At 61.4% G+C, this 19,355-nt stretch carries 20 protein-coding genes; 15 read left to right on the plus strand and 5 right to left on the minus strand.

The genetic code is table 11. The annotated features are described in order from the left end of the window. Positions 1-125: 125 nt before the first annotated feature. The 14 genes from HZ993_RS20460 to HZ993_RS20525 all read left to right on the plus strand — a co-directional run bounded on the left by HZ993_RS20460 (position 126) and on the right by HZ993_RS20525 (position 13,444). Positions 126-2,480 (plus strand): bifunctional salicylyl-CoA 5-hydroxylase/oxidoreductase, encoded by a 2,355-nt coding sequence (locus HZ993_RS20460; RefSeq protein WP_209394541.1) that lies wholly within the window; start codon positions 126-128, stop codon positions 2,478-2,480. A 5-nt stretch (positions 2,481-2,485) separates the two neighbouring features. Then, positions 2,486-3,268: an SDR family NAD(P)-dependent oxidoreductase gene (locus HZ993_RS20465; RefSeq protein WP_209394542.1), complete on the plus strand. Its 783-nt coding sequence runs from the start codon at positions 2,486-2,488 to the stop codon at positions 3,266-3,268. Then, complete coding sequence (locus tag HZ993_RS20470; RefSeq protein WP_209394543.1) at positions 3,265-3,804, plus strand: MarR family winged helix-turn-helix transcriptional regulator; 540 nt, start codon at positions 3,265-3,267, stop codon at positions 3,802-3,804. Before HZ993_RS20465 ends, HZ993_RS20470 begins: the two co-directional genes overlap by 4 nt. Continuing rightward, positions 3,801-4,667 (plus strand): enoyl-CoA hydratase family protein, encoded by an 867-nt coding sequence (locus HZ993_RS20475; protein ID WP_209394544.1) that lies wholly within the window; start codon positions 3,801-3,803, stop codon positions 4,665-4,667. Before HZ993_RS20470 ends, HZ993_RS20475 begins: the two co-directional genes overlap by 4 nt. Positions 4,668-4,679: 12 nt before the next feature. Further along, on the plus strand, positions 4,680-5,846 hold the full coding sequence (locus tag HZ993_RS20480; protein WP_209394545.1) for an acyl-CoA dehydrogenase family protein: 1,167 nt from the start codon (positions 4,680-4,682) through the stop codon (positions 5,844-5,846). A gap of 44 nt (positions 5,847-5,890) precedes the next feature. Further along, the gene (locus HZ993_RS20485; protein WP_209394546.1) at positions 5,891-7,504 is read left to right on the plus strand and encodes an AMP-binding protein; all 1,614 of its coding nucleotides are present in this window, start codon (positions 5,891-5,893) and stop codon (positions 7,502-7,504) included. A 93-nt stretch (positions 7,505-7,597) separates the two neighbouring features. Further along, positions 7,598-8,758 carry an ABC transporter substrate-binding protein gene (locus HZ993_RS20490; protein ID WP_371817008.1) on the plus strand — a complete coding sequence of 387 codons (1,161 nt, stop codon included), beginning with the start codon at positions 7,598-7,600 and terminating at the stop codon, positions 8,756-8,758. A 21-nt stretch (positions 8,759-8,779) separates the two neighbouring features. After that, positions 8,780-9,700: a branched-chain amino acid ABC transporter permease gene (locus HZ993_RS20495; protein ID WP_209394547.1), complete on the plus strand. Its 921-nt coding sequence runs from the start codon at positions 8,780-8,782 to the stop codon at positions 9,698-9,700. A 13-nt stretch (positions 9,701-9,713) separates the two neighbouring features. Continuing rightward, the gene (locus tag HZ993_RS20500) at positions 9,714-10,691 is read left to right on the plus strand and encodes a branched-chain amino acid ABC transporter permease (protein WP_209394548.1); all 978 of its coding nucleotides are present in this window, start codon (positions 9,714-9,716) and stop codon (positions 10,689-10,691) included. Further along, the gene (locus tag HZ993_RS20505; protein WP_209394549.1) at positions 10,688-11,461 is read left to right on the plus strand and encodes an ABC transporter ATP-binding protein; all 774 of its coding nucleotides are present in this window, start codon (positions 10,688-10,690) and stop codon (positions 11,459-11,461) included. The genes HZ993_RS20500 and HZ993_RS20505 overlap by 4 nt, the downstream gene beginning before the upstream one ends. Next, positions 11,458-12,168, plus strand: coding sequence for an ABC transporter ATP-binding protein (locus tag HZ993_RS20510; RefSeq protein ID WP_209394550.1), 711 nt, complete (start codon positions 11,458-11,460; stop codon positions 12,166-12,168). The genes HZ993_RS20505 and HZ993_RS20510 overlap by 4 nt, the downstream gene beginning before the upstream one ends. Before the next feature lie 31 nt (positions 12,169-12,199). Then, positions 12,200-12,613 carry a RidA family protein gene (locus tag HZ993_RS20515; protein ID WP_209394551.1) on the plus strand — a complete coding sequence of 138 codons (414 nt, stop codon included), beginning with the start codon at positions 12,200-12,202 and terminating at the stop codon, positions 12,611-12,613. 113 nt (positions 12,614-12,726) lie between these two features. After that, positions 12,727-13,035, plus strand: a complete 309-nt coding sequence (locus HZ993_RS20520; RefSeq protein WP_209394552.1) for a type II toxin-antitoxin system HigB family toxin — start codon at positions 12,727-12,729, stop codon at positions 13,033-13,035. 22 nt (positions 13,036-13,057) lie between these two features. Beyond that, on the plus strand, positions 13,058-13,444 hold the full coding sequence (locus HZ993_RS20525) for a type II toxin-antitoxin system HigA family antitoxin (RefSeq protein WP_209394553.1): 387 nt from the start codon (positions 13,058-13,060) through the stop codon (positions 13,442-13,444). Between the two features lie 112 nt (positions 13,445-13,556). Here HZ993_RS20525 and HZ993_RS20530 read toward each other — a convergent pair whose 3' ends face one another. Both HZ993_RS20530 and HZ993_RS20535 read right to left on the minus strand, forming a co-directional pair. Then, positions 13,557-14,828, minus strand: a complete 1,272-nt coding sequence (locus tag HZ993_RS20530; protein WP_209394554.1) for an AsmA-like C-terminal region-containing protein — start codon at positions 14,826-14,828, stop codon at positions 13,557-13,559. Between the two features lie 31 nt (positions 14,829-14,859). Further along, on the minus strand, positions 14,860-15,636 hold the full coding sequence (locus HZ993_RS20535) for a hypothetical protein (RefSeq protein ID WP_209394555.1): 777 nt from the start codon (positions 15,634-15,636) through the stop codon (positions 14,860-14,862). A 141-nt stretch (positions 15,637-15,777) separates the two neighbouring features. Here HZ993_RS20535 and HZ993_RS20540 point away from each other — a divergent pair, with 141 nt between their 5' ends. Then, on the plus strand, positions 15,778-16,473 hold the full coding sequence (locus HZ993_RS20540; RefSeq protein ID WP_209394556.1) for a hypothetical protein: 696 nt from the start codon (positions 15,778-15,780) through the stop codon (positions 16,471-16,473). On the opposite strand, the gene HZ993_RS20545 is transcribed toward HZ993_RS20540, so the two are convergent. The 3 genes from HZ993_RS20545 to HZ993_RS20555 form a co-directional block, all read right to left on the minus strand. Continuing rightward, positions 16,451-17,272: an isocitrate lyase/phosphoenolpyruvate mutase family protein gene (locus HZ993_RS20545; protein WP_209394557.1), complete on the minus strand. Its 822-nt coding sequence runs from the start codon at positions 17,270-17,272 to the stop codon at positions 16,451-16,453. The genes HZ993_RS20540 and HZ993_RS20545 overlap by 23 nt on opposite strands. A gap of 145 nt (positions 17,273-17,417) precedes the next feature. After that, positions 17,418-17,927: a Crp/Fnr family transcriptional regulator gene (locus HZ993_RS20550; RefSeq protein WP_209394558.1), complete on the minus strand. Its 510-nt coding sequence runs from the start codon at positions 17,925-17,927 to the stop codon at positions 17,418-17,420. A gap of 27 nt (positions 17,928-17,954) precedes the next feature. Further along, on the minus strand, positions 17,955-19,301 hold the full coding sequence (locus tag HZ993_RS20555; RefSeq protein ID WP_209394559.1) for a hypothetical protein: 1,347 nt from the start codon (positions 19,299-19,301) through the stop codon (positions 17,955-17,957). Between the last annotated feature and the right edge of the window lie 54 nt (positions 19,302-19,355).

Below are 19,355 nucleotides of genomic sequence, written 5' to 3' on the forward strand. Positions count from 1 at the left end.
GCTGGGTAACATAAAGAAGGCAGAAGGCGTGCTAGTGGTTTTCCCTCGATTGCTTGACATCTAAAGGTTTAAGCCTAAACTAATTGCAAATCCCACCCCGAGTCGCAAGGCTTCCTGGAGTTGCAATGAATATCGTGTGCATAGGCGGCGGCCCCGCTGGGCTGTATTTCGCACTGCTGATGAAGCAGGCCAACCCGTCACATGACATCACGGTGGTGGAGCGCAACAAGCCTTATGACACCTTCGGCTGGGGTGTGGTGTTCTCCGATGCGACCATGGACAACATGCGTATCTGGGACCCGGCCAGCGCGGCCGAGATCGAACAGGCCTTTAACCATTGGGACGATATCGAACTGGGTATCAAGGGCGAAGTTATACGCTCTGGCGGCCACGGCTTTGTCGGTATTGGTCGCAAAAAGTTGCTCAACATCCTGCAACGCCGTTGTGAGGCGCTGGGCGTCAAACTGGAGTTTGAGGTCGATGCCGAGTCCGACTCGCAGTACCCCGATGCCGACCTGATCATTGCCAGCGACGGCATCAACTCCCGCATTCGCAACCAGCACGAAGACATCTTCAAGCCCGATATCGTGGTGCGGCCCAACCGATTCATCTGGCTGGGCACCCAGAAACTGTACGACGCCTTTACCTTTCTGTTCGAGAAGACCGAGCACGGCTGGTTCCAGGCCCATATCTACAAGTTTGACGAAAACACCACCACTTTTATCGTGGAGTGCCCGGAGCACGTATGGCAGGCCCACCGCCTGGACCTGGCGGACCAAGAAGAATCCATCGCCTTTTGCGAGAAGGTTTTTGCGAAGAACCTGCAGGGCGCCAAGCTGATGACAAACGCGCGCCATCTGCGCGGCTCGGCGTGGTTGAACTTTCAGCGCGTCAAGTGTGAGCAGTGGTCGTTCTTCAACGGCCGCAGTCATGTGGTGCTGATGGGCGATGCGGTGCACACGGCGCACTTCGCCATTGGCTCGGGCACCAAGCTGGCGATTGAAGACGCGATTGAGCTGGCCCGCCAGTTCCGCGACCAGGGTGACACGGCCGAACACATACCCGCCGTGCTGGCGCGTTACCAGGCGCTGCGCCATGTGGACGTGTTGCGCCTGCAAAACGCCGCGTGGAATGCGATGGAGTGGTTTGAGGCCTGTGGCGAGCGTTACTGCGACCAGCTGGAAGGTCCGCAATTCATGTACTCCATGCTGACCCGCAGCCAGCGCATCAGCCACGAGAACCTGCGCTTGCGCGATGCCAAATGGCTGGGCGACTTTGAGGCCTGGTTTGCCCAACGCGCCGGTATGCAACTGGCGCCTGGCCAGACTGCACCACCGCCCATGTTCACACCTTACACCGTGCGCGGTCTCACGCTGAAGAATCGTGTCGTGGTGTCCCCCATGGCCCAATACTCTGCGGTCGATGGCGTCGCTGGTGACTACCACCTGGTGCACCTGGGCGCCCGCGCCATGGGTGGCGCAGGCATGGTGTTTGCCGAGATGACCTGTGTCAGTGCCGAAGGCCGCATCACGCCCGGTTGCCCTGGCCTGTATGCGCCCGAGCACACCACCGCGTGGAAACGTATCGTCGACTGGGTGCATGCGAATAGCGATTGCAAGTTTGCGATGCAGTTGGGCCACGCGGGCGCCAAGGCGTCTACTCGCGTGGCGTGGGAGGGTATAGACCAACCGTTGCCCGCTGGCAATTGGCCCATTGTGTCGGCCTCCGAGCAGCAGTATCTGGAATGCGTGAGCCAGACCGCACGCGCCATGACCCGCGCTGACATGGACGAAGTGACGGCCCAGTTTGTTGCCAGTACACAGGCCGCCGCTGAGATTGGTGTGGATTGGCTGGAGCTGCACTGCGCCCACGGTTATCTGTTGTCCAGTTTTATCTCCCCACTGACCAACCAGCGTGATGACGCTTACGGTGGCAGCCTGGAAAACCGGCTGCGGTATCCGCTGGAGGTATTCACCGCCGTCCGCGCCGCCTGGCCCGCGGACAGGCCCATGTCGGTGCGTATCTCGGCGCACGACTGGGTGGAGGGTGGAATCACGCCCGATGACGCGGTGGAAATTGCCAAGGCCTTCAAGGCTGCGGGTGCCGACCTGATCGACTGTTCATCCGGCCAGGTCAGCAAAAAAGAGAAGCCGGTTTATGGACGCATGTTCCAGACGCCCTTTGCCGACCGCATCCGCCAGGAGGCCGGCATTGCCACCATCGCGGTGGGTGCCATCAGCGAGGCGGACCACGTGAACAGCATTATCTCCGCCGGCCGAGCCGACCTGTGCGCCGTGGCGCGTCCGCATCTGGCAAACCCCGCTTGGACGTTGACCGAGGCCGCAAAGATAGGCTACACCGCACTCGCGTGGCCCAAGCAATACGTTTCGGGAAAGGCCCAGATGGAAGCCAACTTCCAGCGCGAAAAGGCGCAAGCCGCAGCGGCCGCCCAGTCCCCTGCACGTGCGGCCGAGGCGTGAAGACCATGCACGTTGCTGCCAACACTTTGCAGAGCCGCCACGCCGTGGTCACCGGTGGCGGTCAGGGCATAGGCGCGGCCGTAACCCGCCTGCTGGTCGCGCACGGCGCAAACGTCACCGTGCTGGGCCGTAAGTTGGAGACGGTGCAGGCTCTTGCCGCCGAGCAACCCGAGCGTATGCATGCGGTCACCGCCGATGTGTCGGATGCCGATCAGGTACAGGCCGCATTTGCCAGTGCCCGCCAGCGGTTTGGCCCCATCACCATCCTCATCAACAACGCGGGCCAGGCCAGCAGCGCACCATTCCTCAAAACCGATGCCACGCTGTGGAGCCAGATGCTGGCCGTCAACTTGACCGGCACCATGTTGTGCACACAAGCCGCCGCGCCGGACATGCTGGCCGCCCAGTGGGGCAGGGTTGTCAACATCGCCAGCACAGCTGGCCTGACCGGTTACGCCTATGTGGCCGCCTACTGTGCCGCCAAACATGGCGTGGTGGGTTTGACGCGTGCACTGGCTTTGGAATTCGCCAAGAAAGGCCTGACCGTCAACGCAGTCTGCCCCGGTTATACCGAGACCGACATCGTGCGCGACAGCATTGCCAACGTCATGGCCAAGACGGGCCGTACCGAAGAGCAAGCCCGCGCGGAATTCACGGCCGGCAACCCCCAAGGCCGACTGGTGCAGGCCGATGAAGTAGCCGACACCGTGGCCTGGTTGTGCGGCCCCGCGGCCAGCGCCATCACCGGCCAATCCATTGCTGTCTGCGGCGGGGAAGTCATGCAATGAGCAAAACTGATCACAGCCGCACATTACTGAACGACGCCGACGAATTGGGCCACGAAGCCCGCTCCAGCGGTGGTGACCATGCCGCGCTCAAACTCTGGCTGCGCATGCTGGCTTGCACCACACAAATCGAAGACGAAATCCGCAAGCGCCTTCGCACACGCTTCGACATCTCATTGCCACGCTTCGACTACATGGCCCAGCTCTACCGCCAGCCCGAGGGTCTGAAGATGAGCGAGCTGTCGCGCTTCTTGATGGTGACCGGCGGTAATGTGACTGGCGTGACCGATGAGCTGGAGCGCGAAGGCCTAGTCTCGCGCATCAACAACCCACAAGACCGCCGCGCCTGGATCGTGTGTTTGACCGCCAAGGGCCGCGACACCTTTGAGGCCATGGCCCAGGAACACGAGCAGTGGATTCTGGAGTTGTTCGCCGGCTTGCCTGCCAACACCGTGCAGCAGCTCTACAACCAGCTCGGCACCCTGCGTGTGCAGCTGGTGCGCCAACAAGATACCCCCATCAAGGAGAACAACAAATGACATCAGACGCCAACACCTCAGTGCTGGACCCCGCACTCCAAGCCGGCAACCACAAACCCCTGGCGGGCTACCAGCCGCTGCACTTCTTGTGGACGCTCGAAGCCGGAGTAGCCACCATCACGCTGAACCGCCCGGACCGCAAGAACCCGCTGACCTTTGATTCCTACGTGGAGTTGCGCGATTTGTTTGGCCAGTTGAAATACGCCACCGATGTGCATGCCGTGGTTGTCACCGGCGCGGGCAATAACTTTTGCTCAGGTGGCGATGTACATGAAATCATTGGCCCGTTGATCCAGCTGAAGGCGCCCGAGCTGCTGATGTTCACCCGCATGACCGGTGATCTGGTCAAGGCCATGCGCGCCTGCCCGCAGCCTATCATCGCCGCGGTGGACGGTGTGTGTGCTGGCGCCGGCGCCATCATCTCCATGGCATCCGACATGCGCCTGGGCACCGAACGCAGCAAGACAGCCTTTCTGTTCAACCGCGTGGGCCTGGCCGGCTGCGACATGGGTGCCTGCGCCATGTTGCCACGCATCATCGGCCAGGGTCGCGCCAGCGAATGGTTGTACACCGGCCGCTCCATTGGCGGTGCCGAGGCCGAGCGCAGTGGTTTCTTCAACCGCCTGTGCGCGCCCGAAGAGCTGGCTGCTGCAGCGCATGCCTTGGCCAATGATCTGGTTGCCGGCCCCACCTTTGCCAATGGCATGACCAAGACCATGCTGCACCAGGAATGGTCCATGTCCATAGACCAGGCGATTGAAGCTGAGGCCCAGGCCCAGGCCATTTGTATGCTGACGCAGGACTACCACCGTGCGTACGCAGCTTTTGTTGTCAAGCAAAAGCCTGTCTTCCAAGGCAACTAAGAGAAACACGATATGAGCGACACCGCATACCTGGACTGGCCCTTCTTCGCGCCTCAACACGGCGACCTGGCCCGCACGCTGGACGTCTGGGCCACCGAGCACATTTCACAAGCGCATGGCCACGATGTGGATGCCGAATGCAAGGCCTTGGTGCGCACGCTGGGCGCTGCCGGTTGGCTGAAGTATGCTGTGGGCGGAACAGCCTACGGTGGCGTGGCCGATGCTATCGACACCCGCTCGATCTGCCTGATCCGCGAGACGCTGGCCCGCCATTCCGGCCTGGCCGACTTTGCGTTTGCGATGCAGGGCCTGGGCTCTGGCGCCATCAGTCTGGCCGGCACACCGGAGCAGAAACAACGTTACCTGACCAAGGTTGCACGCGGTGAATCCATTGCCGCATTTGCGCTGAGTGAACCCGATGCCGGTTCCGACGTGGCCGCCATGCAATGCAGCGCCCGCATCGAAGGGGACCATGCCGTGCTGAACGGCAGCAAGACCTGGATTTCCAACGGCGGCATTGCCGACTTTTATGTCGTGTTTGCCCGCAGTGGTGAGGCTGCTGGTGCCCGTGGCATCAGCGCCTTTATTGTGGATGCCGACACGCCAGGATTTGAAATCGCCGAACGTATAGACGTGATCGCTCCCCACCCCTTGGCCACATTGCGTTTCACCGAATGCAAGGTGCCGTTGACCCAGCGGGTGGGCGCGGCGGGGGAGGGCTTCAAGGTCGCCATGCGCACGTTGGACGTGTTCCGCACATCGGTGGCAGCCGCCTCCCTGGGTTTTGCCCGCCGCGCTTTGGACGAAGCCCTTACCCGCGCAACCACACGCAAGATGTTCAACCAGACGTTGGCGGACTTTCAGCTGACCCAGGCCAAGCTGGCTCAGATGGCCACCACGGTAGACAGCAGTGCTCTGCTGGTCTACCGCGCCGCGTGGCAGCGGGACCAGGGTCGCAATGTGACACGCGAGGCGGCCATGGCCAAGATGGTGGCCACAGAAGGTGCACAACAGGTCATTGACGCCGCCGTGCAGATCTGGGGCGGCATGGGTGTGGTCAGCGGCCATATTGTCGAGCGCCTGTACCGAGAGATACGCTCATTGCGCATTTACGAAGGTGCTACGGAGGTCCAGCAGTTGATCATTGCCAAAGACTTGCTCAAGGAAAAATCGTCTTAATTCCGAAGGTTTCTGTCCCGCAAGAACGCAGTAAGAGATTCACCATGCCCAGTGCCCACATCGACACCTTCGCCCGCGACAACCTGCCGCCCGTTGAACAACAGCCGCAGTTCATCTTTGACCTGCCGGAGCTGCAGTTCCCGCCCCAGCTGAATTGCGCGTACGAGCTGCTGGACCGGCATATCGCAGAAGGCAACGGTGCCCGCATCTGCATTCTGGCCCCCGGTGGTCTGAGTTGGACCTATGCTGATTTGCAAGACAAGGCCAACCGCATCGCCAACGTGCTGGTGCAAGACATGGGTGTGGTGCCCGGCAACCGTGTGCTTTTGCACGCCCCCAACAACCCGATGATGGTGGCCTGCTGGTTTGCCGTCATCAAGGTGGGCGCTATTGCCGTGGCCACCATGCCGCTGTTGCGCGCCAAGGAGTTGAAACCCGTCATCGACAAGGCGCAGATCCGCCATGCGCTGTGCGACTTCCATCTGGCCGCTGAAGTGCAGAGCGCGGCCCAGCAATGCCCCACATTGCAGAGCATTCGCTACTTCAACGATGGCAGCGCGGACGGGCTGGACGCCGCCATGGCCCGCCACAGCCCGGTGTTTGCCAATGCCAACACGGCGTCGGACGACACCTGCATCATTGCTTTCACCTCGGGCACCACCGGCATCCCCAAGGCCACCATGCACTTCCACCGCGACGTGATGGCCATCTGCGCCTGCTGGCCGCGCCATGTGCTGCGCGCCACGGCCGACGATGTGTTTATGGGCAGCCCGCCGCTGGCATTTACCTTTGGCCTGGGCGGTTTGGTGTTGTTCCCCCTTTCGGTGGGGGCGTCCACCGTGTTGCTGGAGAAGGCCGGTCCACCCCAGTTGCTGGAAGCCATACAGGCCTTTGGCGCCACCGTATTGTTCACCGCCCCCACGTCCTACCGCGCCTTGGCGCCGCAGGGTGAAGGCTTGCGCAATGGCAGTTTGCGCCACTGCGTGTCAGCGGGAGAGGCCCTGCCGGTTTCCACTCGCACCTTGTGGCGTGACGCCACCGGCATCGAGCTGATAGACGGCATTGGTGCCACCGAGCTGTTGCATATCTTTATCTCGGCGGATGAAGAACATGCCCACCCCGGCGCTACCGGCAAGGTCGTGCCCGGCTACCAGGCGCAGGTGCAGGACGATGATGGCAACGCAGTGCCCGTGGGCACGGTGGGCAAGCTGGCTGTGCGCGGCCCCACCGGTTGCCGCTACCTGGCCGACGAGCGTCAGACCAAATACGTGCGCAACGGCTGGAACCTGACCGGCGACGCCTACAAGATGGATGCCGACGGCTACTTTATCTACCAGGCCCGCACCGATGACATGATTGTCTCCAGCGGCTACAACATCGCCGGCCCCGAGGTCGAAGACGCCTTGCTGCTGCACCCGGCCGTGGCCGAGTGCGCGGTGATTGGTTGCCCAGATGACGAGCGTGGCCAGATCGTCAAAGCCTTTGTCACGCTGCGTGCCGGCCATGAAGGCAATGAGGCCATGGTCAAGGCGCTGCAGGACTTCGTGAAAAACACCATTGCCCCCTACAAGTACCCGCGGGCCATCACTTTTGTCAGTATGCTTCCCCGCACCCAGACCGGAAAGCTGCAGCGTTTCAAGCTGCGCGAGCTGGCCTGAGCGGACCAACCCCTTCCCTTGTTCTCGTCCATTTGTTTCACCAAAGGAATCACTGTGAACCGTAAACCCAACTCCTCGAACTTCCTGCGTACCCTGGTCGCTACCGCCGCCGCCGTGACCGCGCTGTCTGCAACGGCGCAGACGTCCGAACCCGTCAAGGTGGGTCTGCTTAGCACCTTGTCTGGCCCGGGTGCCGGGCTGGGTGTGGACATTCGCGATGGCTTCCAACTCGCGGTCAAGCTCGGTGGCGGCAAGCTGGGCGGCCGTGCGGCCGAGGTGGTGATCGCCGATGACCAGGCCAGCCCCGACGTGGGCCGCCAGACGGCAGACCGCCTGATCAAGCGCGACAAGGTCGACTTTTTGACCGGCATCGTGTTCTCCAACGTGATGCTGGCCGTGGGCGCACCCACCTTCCAGTCCAAGACCTTCTACATCAGCGCCAATGCCGGTCCCTCGCAATATGCGGGTGAGCAGTGCAACCCCTACTTCTTCAGCGCATCCTGGCAGAACGACAACCTGCACGAAGCCGTGGGCAAGACCGTGGCGGACAAGGGCTTCAAAAACGTGGCGCTGATCGCCCCCAACTACCCCGCAGGCAAGGACGCGCTGACAGGCTTCAAGCGCTTCTACAAGGGAGCCATCGCGTCCGAGAGCTTCACCCAGCTCAACCAGTTGGACTACGGCGCGGAGATCTCGCAACTGCGCGCCACCAAGCCCGATGCGGTCTATATCTTCCTGCCCGGCGGCATGGGCATCAACTTCATCAAGCAGTTTGTTGGTGCGGGCCTGTCCAAAGACATGACACTGTTTGGCCCCGGCTTCTCGGCCGATGAAGATGTCATCAAGGCCGTGGGTGAACCCATGCTGGGCATGTTCAACAGTTCGCAATGGGCGCACGACCTGGACAACGCGGCCAACAAGACCTTCGTGGCTGCGTTTGAGAAAGAATACGGCCGCATCCCATCGCTGTACGCAGCGCAGGGTTATGACGCGGCCAAGCTGATAGACGCCGCCGTGCGCGACAGCAAAGGCATGCTTTCTGACAAGGCCGCCGTGCGCAAAGCCCTGGAAGCGGCCAAGTTTGACTCGGTGCGTGGCGCCTTTAAGTTCAACACCAACCACTTCCCCATCCAGGACTACTACCTGCGCGTGGTCACCAAAAACGCCCAGGGCAAGGTCACCAACCGCACGCTGGGCACGGTGTTCAAGAACCAGCCCGACGCCTACGTTGGCAGCTGCAAGATGGCTTCGTAAACACAGGAGTAGCCGCGCGCCATGAACACCATCCTGATCCTGGAGCAAATGCTCAACGGCCTGCAGTTCGGCTTGATGCTGTTCCTGCTGGCCGCTGGGCTCACCTTGGTGTTCGGCATCATGGACATGATCAACCTGGCCCACGGTTCGCTGTACATGGTGGGCGCGTATCTGATCGCGTCCATCGCCCAGGCCACCGGTTCATTCTGGCTGGGTTTAGGCTTTGGCATTGTGGGTGCTGCTGTCTTTGGCATGCTGCTGGAGATGACGGTGTTGCGCCGCCTATACCAGCGGGACCATGTGTCCCAGGTACTGGGCACGTTTGCCATTTTGCTGATGTGCAATGAAGGCGTACGCATGATCTGGGGCTCGCAACCCCTCTCGCTCAACCCTCCAGCGGCCTTGTCCGGTCCGGTGGAGTTGATGGCTGGTTTCTACTATCCCGCCTACCGCCTGTTCATCATTGGGGTGGGCCTGCTGGTGGCGGGCTTGCTCTACCTGCTGATTGCCCACACCCGTGTTGGCATGCAGGTGCGCGCTGGGGCCGCCAACCGCGAGATGGCCATGGCCATGGGCACGAATGTCAAGACACTGTTCACGGCCGTGTTTGGCTTGGGTGCCGCGCTGTGCGCCGTTGCCGGTGGCATGCTGGGGCCGCTGCTGGCGGTGCAGGTGGGCATGGGTGAAAGCATCTTGATCCTGGCCTTTGTTGTCATCGTCATTGGCGGCATTGGCTCCATACGCGGCGCTCTGCTGGGTGCTTTGCTGGTGGGCATTGTGGACACGGCAGGCCGCACGCTGATACCGCCTTCGCTGGGTTATCTGGTCGGGCCCGAGGCTGCTTCCAATGCCGGCCCGGCGGTCGCCTCCATATTGATCTATGTGCTGATGGCCGCCGTGTTGTTCTTCAAACCCCGGGGCCTGTTCCCCACCCACGGCTAAGCCCTACGACCGCATGCAGACCCAGAACCCCTCTGTGCCCAGCCTGCTGGACCATTCGCTGCAACTGCGCTGGTCTGTGCCTGTGCTGGCCTTGTTGGCCGCGCTGCCGGTATTGGCGTCACTGGCTGGTGACACGTTTTACGTGGGCCTGGCCACCCGCATCCTGATCTTCGCCCTGGCCGCCACCAGCCTGAATCTGATTTTGGGTTTTGGTGGCATGGTCAGTTTTGGCCACGCCGCCTTTGTGGGCCTGGGTGCCTACACGGTGGCCATACTGATGCAAGGCGGCACGGTGTCGGCCTGGGCGGCTTGGCCCATTGCCATGCTGGTCAGCGCCGTGGCCGCACTGCTGATTGGCTGGGTCAGCTTGCGCACGCAGGGTGTGTACTTCATCATGATCACGCTGGCCTTTGCGCAGATGTTGTACTACCTGGTGGTGTCGCTGAAGGCCTATGGGGGTGAAGATGGCATGTCGCTGGCCGGCCGCTCCAGCGTGGGTGCGGGTGTTGACTTAAGCAACGACACCCATTTCTACTACGCCACCTTGGCGCTGCTGGTGGCCGCCATCGTGCTGATCACCCGTTTGCTGAACGCTCGTTTTGGCCATGTGCTGCAGGCCATTCGCGAGAACGAGGTCCGCATGACGGCCATCGGCTTCCCCGTGTTCCGTTACAAGCTGGTGGCCTTTGTGCTGGCCGGTGCGCTGGCGGGCCTGGCCGGTGCGTTGTTGGCCAACCAGGGCAGTTTTGTCAGCCCGGCGCTGATGCAGTGGAGCCAGTCTGGCATGCTGATGATCATGGTCATTCTGGGTGGTGTGGGCCATCTGTATGGCGGTGTGCTGGGTGCCATTGTTTTCCTGCTGCTGGAAGAATTTTTAAGCCACTACACCATCCACTGGCAACTGGGCCTGGGGGCTGTGCTACTGGGTGTGGTGCTGCTGGCGCCCAATGGCCTGACCAGCCTGCTGCGGCGCAAAGGAGCATCAGCATGAGCGGGGCTGCGAGTGAACTGATGTTGCAGGTGCAAGACCTGGTCAAACGCTTCGGCGGGTTGACCGCCACCGACCACGCTAGCCTGGACGTGCGCAAAGGCGAAATCCACGCATTGATTGGCCCCAATGGTGCCGGCAAGACCACGCTGATCCACCAGATATCTGGCGCGCTGCAGTCCGACAGCGGCCGCATTGTTTTTGCAGGTGCCGACATGGCCGGTTTGCCCATGCACCAGCGCGCACTCAAAGGCCTGGTGCGCTCCTACCAGATCACCAGCATCTTCAAAAAGTTGTCCGTGCTGGACAACATCGCGCTGGCCGTGCAGGCAGTGGACGGTAGCAGCATGTACTTCTGGCGCGCCGCGCGCAGTGAGCAGGCGCGTTATGCAGCCGCCGCTGCAGTGGCTGAGCGTGTGGGCCTGGGCGCGCATGGGAATCGCCTGGCAGGCGCCCTGTCACACGGCGAGCAGCGCCAATTGGAAGTAGGCCTAGCGTTGGCCACCAAACCCCAATTGCTGCTGCTGGACGAACCCATGGCCGGCATGGGTCCGGATGAATCCGAACGCATGGTGACGCTGCTGCAAAGCCTGCGCGGCGAGACCACGATATTGCTGGTGGAGCACGACATGGACGCGGTCTTCCGCCTGGCAGACACGATTTCGGTTCTGGTGTTTGGCAAGGTCATCGCCAGCGGCCACGCACAGGCCATACGCGATAACGCCGAGGTGCGCAAAGCCTACCTGGGTGATGAAGTGGAGGCTTCTGCATGACCGCCTTGCTGGAAATCGACGACCTGCAAACAGCCTACGGCCCCAGCCAGGTGTTATTTGGCATCAGCCTGCGCATAGAGCAGGGCGGTGTGTCCACGCTGCTGGGCCGCAACGGCATGGGCAAGACCACCACCGTGCGCTCCCTGCTGGGCCTGACGCCCAGCTTGAGCGGCACGGTGCGCTTCCGCGGTGAACGCATCGAGCGGCTCAGCGCCGACCGCATCGCGCGTATGGGCATGGCCGTGGTGCCCGAAGGCCGCATGATCTTCCCGACACTCAGCGTGGCCGAGAACCTGAGCGCCTTTGCCGGCAACCGCAACGCATCGAGCAACCCGTGGACGCTGGACCGCGTCTATGCGCTGTTCCCCCGCCTGGCCGAGCGTGCGCGCAACATGGGCAACCAGTTGTCGGGTGGTGAACAGCAAATGCTGGCCATAGGCCGCGCGCTGATGACCAACCCGCACTTGCTGGTGCTGGACGAAGCCACCGAAGGCTTGGCCCCGCTGATACGCGAAGACATCTGGCGCTGCCTGGCCACGCTGCGCGCCCAAGGCCAGAGCATTCTGGTCATCGACAAATACGTGCAGCGCCTGGTGCAACTGGCCGACCAGCACACCATCATCGAGCGCGGCCGCGTGGTGTGGGCGGGCAATTCGCAGCAACTGGGGGCGGACCCTAGCCTGTGGCACCGCTACATCGGCGTCTAGGCCCATTCAAAAGACAGAGAGCGAGACCACCATGACTACAACATCAACAACAAACAAGGTACTGCAGCCCGCCGACTGGGCCCGCCCCCGCGGCTATGCGAACGGCGTCATGGCCCGCGGCCAGACCGTGTACGTGGCCGGCATGATCGGTTGGGACGCGCAGTGCCAGTTCCACACCGACGATTTTGCCGGCCAGGTGCGCCAGGCGCTGCTGAATGTGGTGGCCGTGCTGAACGAGGCTGGCGCCAAGCCCGAGCACATCGTGCGCATGACCTGGTACGTGACCGACAAGCGCGAGTACCTGGCCGCCGGGCGTGAGATCGGTGTGGCGTTCAGAGAGATCATCGGCAGCTTCAACGCGGCGATGACAGCGGTGCAGGTGTCGGCGCTGATCGAGGACCGGGCCAAGGTGGAGATTGAGGTGACGGCGGTTATTCCGGAGTGAGTGCTGGTCAAATGTGCCTCTAGCCCCCGTGGAATATAGGTTGTTCGCTATACATTTTGTATTTTCGGTGAGTACCCTTGTTTTGGTCCCAATTTGGGACTATCATCCAAGTGATGCGAGTCATTGCCGTATCAACCCTCAAAGCCTTTTGGGAACAGCCCATCTACCGAGACGCTGAGCAGCCCCTCAAGGCATGGTTTGAAGAGGTCAGCCACGCGAACTGGCAGCAGCCTTCGGACATCAAGGCGCAATACGGCAATGCCAGTATCTTGAAAAACCGCCGGGTGGTATTCAATATCAAAGGGAACGATTACCGCTTGGTAGTGGCTGTGTCGTACAAGATGCAGTTGGTTTTTGTGAAGTTCATTGGCACCCATCGGGCGTATGACGCCATTGATGCCGAAACGATTGAGTTGGCCTAAATCGGCCTAAGGAGTCATCACCATGGAAATTAGTCCTATCCACACCGAGGCAGATTACAAGGCCGCCCTGCGCGAGATTTCCGCGTTGATGGACACAGACCCGGACCATGGAACTCCCGATGGGGATCGGCTGGATGTGCTGGCCATCTTGGTACAAGCCTATGAGGCAAAACACTATCCCATATCGGCTCCCGACCCCATTGAAGCGATCAAGTTTCGCTTGGAACAAGGCGGTTTGAGCATCAAAGACCTGGAGCCCATGATTGGCCGCAGCAACCGGGTGTACGAGGTGTTGGGCCGCAAACGCCCGTTGACGCTGGGCATGATCCGTCGCTTGCACAAAGGGCTGGGCATTCCGGCTGAAGTGTTGATAGCCGAAGCGGATGGCAAGTTCGCGTTGGCTGCTTGATGCACCACCGTGCGGAAGGTATGTGGAATCAGGATCTTTGCGCAGAGCGTTCAGCCTGAAGCTTTAAGCAAAATGAGCCTATAGCCCCCGTGCATATTGCCTGAATAGCTATCTATTTAGTAGCGTGTTTCTTGCCTTCCCCCGAGAACACATCCCCAATCGCACCCCCAATCCGCGCACCAATAGCCGTGCCAATACCCGGCAACAGCACCGTACCAATAGCAGCCCCGGCGTAGAAGCCGGGCGGCACCGATACCTTGGGCTTTTGCACCGGCCCACTTAACGTGATGGGCACGCCTACTGCACCCTCAATCCAGTCCAGGTTGCCGCTGGCTTCGATCTGGCCGTGGTAGACCATGGCCTTGCCGGTGGCGGTGAACTTGCCTGCGCGGGCGCGGATGTTGGTTACGGTCACGCGCATGCCCTCCGCACCGTTTTGTGTATCCAGCTGGCCGGTCAGCTCCTGCAACGCGGTTTGGCCATCGTGTTCTTTGCCGCGGGTGCGTATAGCCTTGTCCAGGTCAAAACGCAGCACCGTGGCCGGGTTCACCGTGAAGCGGGTTTGGGTGTGCAGGGATCGGGTCAACAGGCCCACAGACTTGCCGCTGGCAGACAACACGGTCTGGCCGGTGGCTTTGCCGGATACGGGGGAGCGCCGGTTGAAGGTCTTCAGTGCGCTGGCCACCTCAACATCACGCGGGGCCAGTTGGCCGCTCAGCTGCATGGTGCCGTCCTTGGTTGTCTTTAGCAGCACGTTGCCATGCGCAGTGCCACCGCCCACCACGATCTGTGTCTGCCAGCGGTCTGCGTCACCTTCGCGCACAAGGGTCAAGGTAAAGGGCGGGGTATGGCCAGGGCGGCGCAGTGTGGCATGGCGTGGCCGCCACTGCGGGTCAAAGCTGATGTCGCCATCAAAGGCCACCGCGATGCCGCTGTACGAGATCCAGGTCAGGTTGCGAAACGCCAGGTGATCCAACGACGGCATACCAACAGCAGCACCGTTTTGCACGGCACCCGGTTTGGCCAGCAGCGCATGCACCGAATTGCGTGGAATAGTGGCGTCATCCACCTGGATGCGGTCCAGTACCAGCTGGCGCTGCAACAGCTTGCGGATATTGGGGTATGCGCTCAGCGTGCCAATGACCACCGGCTGCGCCTGCTGCGTGCGAAAGTCATGGACGGTGATGGCAGGCGCGGGCAGCAGTGACCAGTGCACCGCACCCATGTTCACCTGCACGCCAAGCATGTTGCTCGCTTCGGTGGTGAGCCGCCGGGCAAGCTCTTCGTCAGAAGGCAGCCACCAGGTGAGGGCAAGCATGGCGGTGCCCAGCACCACAAGGGTGGCAATGCTGAACCTGAGTGCCCACTGTTTCCAAACTTGCATAGGGGGCCTCAGGTGGGGAAGGGTGTGGTAGCTACGAGGGCACTGTAACGGTCAGACGGTCCATGTCGTGGATTTCGCGCCCCGCTTTCGGGGCGCCTTGCAGCGCTATGGTCTGCCTGCCATCGTCATAGTCTACCGACGTAAATTGACGGCCAGGCAAATGCCCGTCGGTCGACGCAAACAACGCAAACACCTGGTCGCCCGCCAGCACGGCGGCCACGGCGTCCGCAACCGGTGCCACGGATTCGGCGCCTATCCACAGGTTGGTGGTCGTGTCCACCCGGCCCCACTGCACGTGGGTGACGCGGCCGTCTGCATCCAGCCCGACCTTGGACACGGCGATCACGCTGCGCGCGCGTCGGCGCGACGAATAGCTCGATATGGATTTTCTGGGTTTGGCGCGGGTGTCCAGAGTGGCGATGTCGTGCAGGCTTGCCTGCGGTGCACCCGCCAGCCCTGGCCGCTTGGCCAGTGCCACCGTGTCGCTGCCGTCGGCGCGGCCAATGACCTCCAATGTCTGGTCCGGCAGCGGGGTGTGTGCAGGCGCAAACACCACACGCACCTGAGCGCCATCACGCAGGGCGTCCACCACATCGCTGATGGGCACCATGACGGGCTCGCCCACGTCCAGGTTGGTGCGGGAGTCGACCTCGCTCCATAAAACATGGGTTGCAAACCCATCGGCGTCCAGCCGGATTTTGGAAACAGAGAAGAACCGATTTGTCTCGCTCTCAAGTGGGCGAGACCGTGCGCCTTGGTATGTCATGGCGCCATCGTGGCGGCGGCGCAGGGCTTTGTATGTGCGCAATCGCACATTGCACAGGCATAGCCGCCTCTGTACAAATGAAACATCCCCTTACCAAAAACGGAGCCCTTTTGGCACCGGGCCAAGTCAGAATCGCCCAGGTTTGAAAAGAGCCTCACACCTTGCAACTTTTAGGAAACACCCATGCTTACAAAGATCGCAGTCGCATCCCTGATCGCACTACCCATGCTGATGGCCTGTGGCACCACATCGCAAGCCCCCGTGAATGACAGCACTGCACAGAAGGCGCCTTCGCCAGATGCCAACGTGGCGGTTCGGCAATTCGTCAGCGCCCACGCCGAAGTGATGGGTGGCCTGGCAGACATCAAGACGGCCAACCAGGGCATGAAGGCTGACCTGGATGTGATCAAGACCACCAGTCAGAAGTCTCTGGAGACGGCGCAGAACTCGCTCAAGATCATTGAGGAAATGTCCAAGCTGCAGGGTACCGGTGAACTCTCGGTCTTCTTCCCCAATGGGTCGGCCAACCTGGCACGTGGCAGCCTGGAGCATGACCGCCTGGTCCGCTTTGCCGATTTTCTGGCTCGCGAGAGCAAGGGACGCAAGGTGATCCTGCTGTCCATCGGCAGCGCGTCGGCCTATGGCAAACAAAAGACCAACACCGACCTGGCCAAGAAGCGCTCTGAAGTGCCGCTGGACATCATGGACAAGTACCTGGTCAACGTGCCCCACGAGTTCCACAAGGTGTTTGGCAATGGTGATCTGAACAGCCCCAAAGACGTGAAGATGAAAGAGCACCAGCGTTACCAGCACACCCGCATCATTGCCGTGTTCGACAAGGAGCGGGTGGCCAATATCAACCAGGTAGCGAGCCAGTAGTAAACAACGCGTTCATCGCGTCGTACCCCACCGCGTTGTTAAACAGACCGGCAACACGGTGGTCCACCACCAGCGCCTGCGCCAGTGTGCGTGCATGGCCATACGCCGTTTGAAAGTTCGCGGGCCCGGCGGTCAAACGGCGGGCACCCGCAGTGAACAGGTCCGAGATGGTGGGCATGCTGGGCAACAGCATCAGGTTCAACGGCAGTGGTGTCTGGAGGGCCACGCGCGCCGTGTCTTCAACACTCGACATGCCCGGCACAAACAGGCCGTCTGCTCCGGCGGCGTGGTACAGCGCGGCACGCTCCAGTGCCATGGTTACAGCGTCATCGCCCGTGGCCATGCCGCGCAGGTAGACGTCGGTTCTGACGTTGATGAACAGGGGCGTGTTGCCCAGCGCCTGGCGCGATGCGGCAATCTTGTCTGCCAGCAGGGCGGGGGCCTGCGCTCCATCCTCCAGATTGATACCGGCCACACCCAGTGCGGCCACGTCTGCCACCAGGGTGGCGACGGCCTGTGGGTCCTTGCTGTAACCGTCTTCCAGGTCAATGGTGAGCGGGATATGGATGACGCGCTGGATGCGCCGAATGGCGGCCAGCAGCTCGTCGCGCGGCAAGGTGCCACCATCGGCATACCCCAGCGACCACGCCAGTGACGCACTGGACGTGGCAACGGCGCTGGCGCCTGCGTTCGCAAACAGGGCTGCGCTGGCTGCGTCCCAGGCGTTGGGGATGACGAGTGGCTGGGGCGCAGTGTGCAGGCTGGCGAACAGCGTGTGCAGAGTGGTGGTCTGTGGCATGGGAAACGGTCGTGATTAAAGACCCGCATGGTACGCAGACCAACTCGCCGTTTTCGGACCTATGCCCCTGATTGCTATATAATTTGTAGCTATATAGTGAATAATCGCGGGGGCTACAGCCCCATTTCGTTCAAGTCATTCCGTTTCAGGCAGCGTCCTTGCTGAGAAAGTCCACCAACGCGCCATTGACCCGGCGCAGGCGCTGGCTCAGCAGCCGCGTCACCCGCAGCAGCAGCTTGATGCCCAGGGCCTCGTTGACCATCAAAATGCGTTCAAACTGGGCCTTGGGCAGCAGGGCCAGCACACAGGCTTCGGTGGCGGAGCAAGAGGCAGATCGCTTCTCACCGTCAATAGCGGCCATTTCACCAAAGGTGCGCCCTGCCACGATATGGGTCACAAACTGGGCAACCCCTGCGGCATCCTGCTTGCGCACTTCGATCTGGCCGGACAGCAGCAGACCCATGGCATCACCGTCGTCGCCTTCTTCAAACAAGAGGTCGCCCGCTTTGGCGCGGTAACCGGCCATGTGGGAGCTGAGCGTGTCGAGCTCTTCCCACGACCAGTCCTTGAACAGCGGTGAACGCGACAGCGATTCGCAAACCTCAATGCGAAACGCGCGGGACTTGGGGATGGCTTCGAGTGTGTGGGTGTGCATGGGGGAGCAGTTTATCGGGTTGATCCGCTAGGGGGAAATTTTGCGGATGCGCTTGTTGCCCGAGTCCGCCAAGTAGATGTAACCCGCCCCGTCTACCGTTATGCCAGACAGTTTTCCGAAACGGGCGCCGTCGGCCGGTCCGTCGGTGTTGCCGAACTTGTTGAAACCGGTCAGGCTAAAGGAAGTACCCGTGCTGTCTACCGCGCGCACATAAGCCCATTGATCCAGATTGTTCCATCGCACACTGCCTGAAACGGCATATTCAGCCGCATACACATTGCCATCGCGGTCGACTGCCACATGGAATGGGCCTCCCATTCCCCGCCCAGGATCCAGGTAGAGGCTGTCCAAAGTGCTGACCAAGCCCTGCGAAGTGATCTTGCGAAGCCGTGATGCCTGTAGATCGGCCACATACACGTTGCCGCTGGCGTCCACGGTCAGCCCCTGTGGAAAATAGAAACCGGCTTGTGTGCCCTGGCCGTCGGCAAAACCGGACATGTCACTACCAGCGAAGGTGGACAGCACACCCGCCGGTGACATCTTGAGCACCTTGTGGCCCACAACAAAGTACAGGGCGCCCGCGTTATCGGCCGCAAAGCCCGCGATGAAGTCGTTGAACTTGGTGAGGGTGGTGACCACGCCCGCGGGCGAGATTTTTCGAATGTAGTACGTGCCAGTGCCTGGGATGTAGTCCGCCACATAGACGTTACCGGCTTTGTCGGTGCTTAGAAATGAGAGCACCTGGAAGCGCGCAGCCGCCCCTGTGGCGTCTACATAACCCGCCTCACCGCCCCCCGCCAGCAATGTGATGGCTCCCGAGGGTGCAATCTTGCGCACGGTGCGATCACCATTGTCGGCAACGTATAGGTTGCCGGAATTGTCAGCGCCAATGCCGACCAGTTCCTTGAACTCCCAGGGCATGGTGCTGACGGTGTAGCGGCCTTTGTACTGGCCTGCGAAGGGGCGCGGCGCGCAGTTCACCGCGACCGAGAGAATGTTGGACTGCGCCACGGTGCCTTGGGGATTGTTGACTGTGCAGGCCAGCTTGCCGGCTGGCTGCTCCCCCACTGTGACGTTGTAGCTGGCGCCTTCGGCTGCCGCAGCGGCAAAGGCGAAGCTGGTGGCGTTGGCCGCAATAGCCAATACCTCAGACCCATTGACCAGTGTGAGGCCGGTGCTGTTGTCCAGGCCGGTAATGCTGCCACCGACGCTGAGCCCCGTCGGCGTAGGCGGGGGCGCTGGTGTGGGTGTTGGTATGGGGTTTGGAGTTGATGTTGGAGCAGTGCCGGTGCTGCCACCGCCACCACACCCCGCCAGTAGCAGTAATGTCCCGCACACAACCATAGCTGCGCGCGCAAATAGTGAGATTCGCATAGTAATTTTGACTTGTGTCCCTGTGTGTTATTCACACGCAGTCCTCCCTGGATT

Source organism: Rhodoferax sp. AJA081-3 (assembly GCF_017798165.1).
Taxonomy (GTDB): domain Bacteria; phylum Pseudomonadota; class Gammaproteobacteria; order Burkholderiales; family Burkholderiaceae_C; genus Allorhodoferax.